Consider the following 5,250-nt stretch of genomic DNA (forward strand, 5'->3'; position numbering starts at 1 on the left):
TGGTGTATTTGAATTTATCTTGAGTCACATTACCGACAAAAATTGCATAGCGTCCAATCGCTTTATTGAACTTAGGTGTCAGCATGTCTTGTGCCATTAAACAGCACAATAATAAAATACCCCACCAAGCCCAATAATTACTCTGTTCGGACCACGCTTGCTGTAATGACTGCCACTGACTTGGCTGCAGCAACCAAACGCTACTGTGGCTCAAATCAATTAGCCATAATGCGCCAATGCTAGGGGCGTTAGGTACCCAAAACAAATGCTCATTAAGAGTATTTTTTAATGTGTTGTGCAGTTGATTTAACTGTTCATAACCAATACGCAATTTTGCAAATTCAGCCAGGTATCGATCGTAGCTTTGCAGTAGCTGCTCTATCAATACTTGCTGTGATTGCAATAATTTGACTTGGGTTTCATTAAACATTTCGCTGTCATCGAGTTGCTGACTATTTAGCGCTTGTTGTTGTTCTAATTGGTAGCGCTCTAGCCGTGTGTCAGCTAACTCTGTTTGCAATTTGTCGAGATTGGGCGGTTTAGGCAATGATTGCAGCATTTGTAAGAAACGATCGCCGAATGCAGAATTAGTTTTAACCCAGGTAATTTGCTCAAGCACGTTTGATAGCTGTGCATTTTGAGATTGATAGCGTTTTTCAATGCGTTGTTGTTTCTCTATCGCAGATTTTATATTGCTAGTAAGTTTTTGTAATTGCTCTGCATAGTGCTGATTTAACTTACTTAAATCTTGAGATAATGGGTCGGCCAGTTCTTGAGCATCAATTAAGTTGTTGGCTATGGTGTCTGCGGTTTGCTGCTGACGATACTCAATATTATGTTTGTTGATAAGCTCGATAAAGGTTTCTTGTTGGCTTAACGATAAGCGATTGAGCTGTTGTTGTAATTGGGTAATCTCTAATTGCTTAGGGTTAGCTAAACGTTCCGACTGCAAGGTCGCAATATGCTGCGCCAGCAGTTCAGCTTGAAGTTTGTTACGTTGGCCTAACGGAGTCTCAATTGGGACTTGGAGGGTTTTATTATGCTGAGTTAAGGCATTTTGTGCCTGAACTATTAAGTCTGGTAATAGTGTCTGACGTTGTGAAATTAGGCGCAACTTATCATTAAGGCTGGACTCAGTCTCTTTTAATTCCGATAAGTGAAAGTAGGCCATTGAGGCTTGCTGATCAAGATCGATATCCGCATCTAGAGTCAATGCTATTTGCGCTTCGCGTAATTGCCCTGCTAGTGATAGTTTGGTTTCGTTGTTAGATTGTTCAATATTGGTATAGGTTTGCTGTTCTATTTGCAGCTTTTCAATGCTGCTTTGCAGTTCTGCAATTTGAGATGTGATATCAAGCGGCTGATTTTCGGCTTGGCTATTGAGCCCCAAGCGCTTATCTAGGGTTAGGGGAGTATTGGCAAATACAGAAACCGACAGTGTATTAACTATAAGGAAACACAAGAATAAACACGCTAAACGTAACATAATACTTTGCTCAGGTTGGAGTATGGCCATGGTAGCAAATTTGCGTGATTATGCTCTACTTTTTTGATGACTTTGTTGGGTTTCAAATAAAGCCGTTGCCACAATAATGGTTCCGCCGATAAGGGTTCTTGTTGTGAGTTGCTCGTCTAAAATCAACAATGCGAGCACTGCACCATAAAACGGCTGTAAACACGACACTAACCCCACCGTTTTCGCGCTTAAAAAACGCAGTGCTGTAGTAAATAACGCATGAGGTAAGGCGGTGAAAACGATGCCAAGTAACAGAATCAATCCCCAAGTGGTTTGGCTAATGTGCTGGGCCGCAACATCTTGCCATGGACTCAATAGAATTAAGGTTATCAGTATTTGGTAAAACATAGCATGCGGACCGCTATATTGCGAAAATACTCGTTTATGAAGTAAATTTCTGCTGGTAAATAAAGCCGCTGAAATAATGCCAACGATAATGCCTAAGGTGGTGTCATTATTCAGATTAGCCTCAGGGATCAGCATTATTACTCCTGCTAATACCGCGATAGCGGATATCACATCGACAGGTTTTAGCTGAGTTTTATTGATTAATGGTTCGATTAATACCGTCATGACCGGATAAGTAAAAAAGCAATCATACCAATGGCGACAGATGACAACTGCATAGCCGCAAAATACGTTACCCAATGCAAACACACTAGAGTACCTAACGCTAAGGCCGCCCAATAATCTTGTTGGCGTTGTAACCTAAGTGGGCGTTTGGCCGCTTTGATAATTGCTGCGAGTACCATTGCGGCGATGATACAGCGCAAAAAGGTAATGTTAAGTGCGCTAAGGGGAATGAGTTTAGAAAATAAAGCCGTACCACCAAAGAGCAGTACGGCTAAATGTAACTCAACTAAGCCAGTGTGTGGTTTAGTTGGTGTCATGTTGATTATTGTTGTTTGAGTTTCGCGAACGGTTGCCCCATGCGAGTTGTTTCACCTGGTTCTACACCATCTGCAAATGTTTCAATAGCATCTTGGGCAAATAACATCACCACAGTACTGCCTAATTTAAAGCGACCCATTTCAGCGCCTTTTTCTAAGGTGACCGCTTCTGGACCCGTGGTTGGATAGTCCCAGCTAAATACTTGTTTACCACCTGGCGGCGTTACCGTGCCGGACCATATGGTTTCAATACTGGCAACTATGGTTGCACCAACCAGTACCATTGCAAGTGGACCTACTTCGGTTTCAAATATAGCCACAACACGTTCATTACGGGCAAACAGTCCTGGCACGTTTTGAGCGGTAAGTGGATTAACCGAGAATAAATCACCTGGCACGTAAGTCATTTTTGATAATGTACCTGTAATAGGCATATGCAGGCGATGGTAATCTTTTGGGGCCAAATAAATGGTGGCAAAATCACCACCATCAAAACGGGCTGCATCGGTCTTATTACCACCTAACAATGCTTCAGAGGTGTAACTATGGCCTTTAGCCTGAAAAATATTGCCCGCTTCAATTGGACCACATTGGCTTACCGCACCGTCAACAGGGTGCGCCATCATATTACTTTCTTGGCAGATAGGTCTTAGTTCAGGCTTTAATGCGCGGGTAAAAAATGCATTAAAAGTCTTATAGGCTTCGGGCTCAGGTTGCTGTGCTTCAGACATATCAATTTTGTACTGTTTGATAAACCATTTAATGACTGCCGTGGTGATAGCACCTGCTTCAGCTGCAGCAAACTTGCCCACTAAACGCGACAGAAAATGTTTTGGTAGCATGTATTGCAAAGCAATTTTAATTTAGTCCAATGTGTTTCCCTTTTCTCTAATCTGGTTGAACCATAAAATATTATTCTATTGAGTATTATTCATAAATAGCACGGAAGTGTCGTGCATGACGTTGCTCGTCTAAACTGGCAATAATACGTTGGTAATTACTAAAGCGGTCTTGGGTTATCTTTCCATCAGCTAAAGCCTGCTGTAAAGCACAACCTGGGTCGTCGCCATGTTTACAATCACGGAACTTACACGATCCTAAAAAGTCTCTAAACTCAACAAAACACCAGCCCACTCTTATGGCATCTAAATGCCATAAGGCAAATTCGCGAACACCGGGGGAATCGATTAAATCACCGCCGCTGACAAAGTGCAGTAATTTGGCCGTGGTCGTAGTGTGCTGTCCTAAACCTGAGTTGCCAGACACATCTCCGATCAATAGTTCAGCATCAGGCATTAATGCATTGATTAATGACGACTTGCCAACACCAGACTGACCAGCAAAAACACTGACGCTGTTATTGAGTAATTCTTTTAGGTCTTCAACGCCTTCACCTGTGTGACTACTGACGCGGAAAACTTGATAACCAATATTTTGGTAACGCGTTAAGGCTGTTTCAATTTCTTCACGATTAGTCTCATCCAATAAATCAATTTTATTCAAAATGATGATTGGTGTGATATCAGTATCTTCTGAAGCCACTAAGTATCGGTCAATAATTTGAGTGGTAAAGCTGGGCAATACCGATGACACAATTAAGATTTGATCGATGTTGGCGGCAATAATTTTTACGCCGTCGTATAAATCTGGTCGAGTTAAAGAAGATTTTCGAGGGTGAACGGCGATGACAATGCCACCGATACTGGAGCCAGATTGGACTTCTGTCGCTAGTCTGACCACCACTTTATCACCAGTAACTAAACTGGTTACTGCCCGGCGAATATTACACCGCGATACAGTACCGTCAGCCGTTTCGATGTCGGCATGCTGACCAAAGCGCGAAATAACCACTCCAGCTTGCTCAGGGCCTAAGAGGTTATCCTGTAACTCAGCTTGTTGAGTGTCATCGTCACCGCGCTTTAATCGCTTGGTTTGATTCGCTCGCATTCGGCGTAATTGGCCTTGGCTTAGGGGTTTCTTTTTACTCACTGGCTTATCTTCATTAAATAGGTGTTTTTTTGTGTGTCAAAAAAACAGTATGATACACACTCTTTTATAAAAATGCCTGAATTTAGGCGACAGATAACATAAGGCGGCATAAATGGCTGTTGATGCGAATAATCTAATTTGGGTTGATTTGGAAATGACAGGCTTAGAACCAGATGTCGATCGAGTCATTGAAATTGCAACCTTAGTGACCGATCAAGAACTCAATATCATTGCTCAAGGCCCTGTTCTAGCCATTTATCAGACCGATGAAGTACTAGCAGGCATGGATGATTGGAACCAAAAACATCACGGAGAGTCTGGATTAGTTGACCGTGTGCGTGCCAGTAAATGTTCTGAACAAGATGCGATAGCACAAACGATTGATTTTTTAGCTCAGTACGTGCCTAAAGGCGCATCGCCAATGTGCGGTAATAGTATTGGTCAAGATCGTCGCTTTTTGAATAAGTACATGTTGGAACTTGAAGAGTTCTTTCATTATCGCAATATTGATGTCAGCACAGTTAAAGAATTGGTTCGTCGTTGGAGTCCTGAAACAATGAATGGCTTCAGCAAGAAAAATACTCACCAAGCATTAGAAGATATTAAGGAATCTATTGCTGAAATGCAGTTTTATCGCAAAGAAGTATTTAAAATTTAACCAATCGAACAATTTTTTTTAAAAAGGGGGTTGCAGCATAGTAAAATTTACCTATAATGCGGCCTCAACTTTCTACAGAGCGCCAAACTCTGAGTCATAGAAAGTTGTAATGAAATTTGAAAGTATGCGACATTAGCTCAGTTGGCATAGGTTGAAAGACGATACCTTGTTGATTGTTACAATGAAGCAACCAGTAC

At 41.8% G+C, this 5,250-nt stretch carries 3 protein-coding genes and 2 pseudogenes; 1 reads left to right on the forward strand and 4 read right to left on the reverse strand.

Annotated elements, in window-relative coordinates; all coding sequences use genetic code 11:
• The 4 genes and pseudogenes from CXF78_RS12860 to rsgA form a co-directional block, all read right to left on the reverse strand.
• Positions 1-1,516: pseudogene (locus CXF78_RS12860) on the reverse strand (mechanosensitive ion channel protein MscS); the annotation flags it as partial.
• 18 nt (positions 1,517-1,534) lie between these two features.
• Positions 1,535-2,406, reverse strand: a pseudogene (locus tag CXF78_RS12865) (DMT family transporter).
• A gap of 5 nt (positions 2,407-2,411) precedes the next feature.
• On the reverse strand, positions 2,412-3,248 hold the full coding sequence (gene asd, locus CXF78_RS12870; protein ID WP_257984905.1) for an archaetidylserine decarboxylase: 837 nt from the start codon (positions 3,246-3,248) through the stop codon (positions 2,412-2,414).
• An 85-nt stretch (positions 3,249-3,333) separates the two neighbouring features.
• Positions 3,334-4,395 (reverse strand): small ribosomal subunit biogenesis GTPase RsgA, encoded by a 1,062-nt coding sequence (rsgA, locus tag CXF78_RS12875; protein ID WP_102037023.1) that lies wholly within the window; start codon positions 4,393-4,395, stop codon positions 3,334-3,336.
• 112 nt (positions 4,396-4,507) lie between these two features.
• Between rsgA and orn the strand changes: the two genes are divergently transcribed.
• A complete protein-coding gene (gene orn / locus CXF78_RS12880) occupies positions 4,508-5,053 on the forward strand; it encodes an oligoribonuclease (RefSeq protein WP_011638756.1) in 546 nt (181 codons plus the stop codon).
• Positions 5,054-5,250: the final 197 nt, after the last annotated feature.

Origin of the sequence: Shewanella sp. 11B5, assembly GCF_002836795.1 — a bacterium.
GTDB lineage: Bacteria > Pseudomonadota > Gammaproteobacteria > Enterobacterales > Shewanellaceae > Shewanella > Shewanella frigidimarina.

Excerpts from the sequence above, each read along its gene's own strand:
- asd (WP_257984905.1), bottom strand. The coding sequence starts at position 3,248 with ATGCTACCAAAACATTTTCTGTCGCGTTTAGTGGGCAAGTTTGCTGCA.
- orn (WP_011638756.1), top strand. The coding sequence starts at position 4,508 with ATGGCTGTTGATGCGAATAATCTAATTTGGGTTGATTTGGAAATGACA.